We start from the raw sequence: 715 nt of genomic DNA on the forward strand, positions 1-715 counted from the left end.
GCATCAGCTAAGGATAATAATATAGGTGTTTCTAGCTCAACTAAAGCAGATGAAAAATCAAGTGTTAAAGCTCCACAAGATTATGTTGCTAATGGCTATGTATCTATTACATTAGATAGTTCAGCAGATGTTGCTAAGCTTAATCAATATTTAAACTCTAAGTTTAAAAAGACTCAAGATCCTAATATAACAAGTACAACTAAAGGTAAGACTGTATTTGTAACTTACAATAGCGCTAAAATTATGCAATTAAAACAAGGGGCTATATATCAAGTTGTAACAGTAATGCGTAATCGTATTAATGCTTTAGGTGTAGCAGAAGCTTCAGTTGCTCAGGCTGGTGAGAGTCGTGTAGTTATTGAAATCCCTGGAATGCAAGATGCTACTCAAGCTAAGCAAATTTTAGGTGGAACATCTACAGCGAGTTTTTATTTAGTTAACCCTGTTACAGATAGGTTAGCTACAGAAGAGCAGGGTTATAAGGTTTACTCTTTAGACAACTCTAGAGGCTATCAAAGTTACTATAGTTTAAAAGGTGCTCCAGTAGCAGGTGGTGCTGATATTATTGGTGCAAGTCCATCAGTAGATCGCCAAACTGGTACGCCGATTGTTATGGTTGAGTTAAGTAGATCAGCAGCGACTCACTTTAGAAAGATTACTGGCAAAAATGTTGGTAAGCCTATGGGTGTGATGCTTGTAAATACAACTTATGAGA

The 715-nt window shown here is 36.4% G+C and carries 1 protein-coding gene; it reads left to right on the forward strand.

Annotation, left to right across the window (positions count from 1 at the left end):
* On the forward strand, positions 1–715 hold a 715-nt coding region (locus DNK84_RS13960; protein ID WP_407920628.1), incomplete at both ends, for a preprotein translocase subunit SecD.

The sequence above is a fragment of the Facilibium subflavum genome (assembly GCF_003574485.1).
Classification (GTDB): Bacteria; Pseudomonadota; Gammaproteobacteria; order Francisellales; family Francisellaceae; genus Facilibium; species Facilibium subflavum.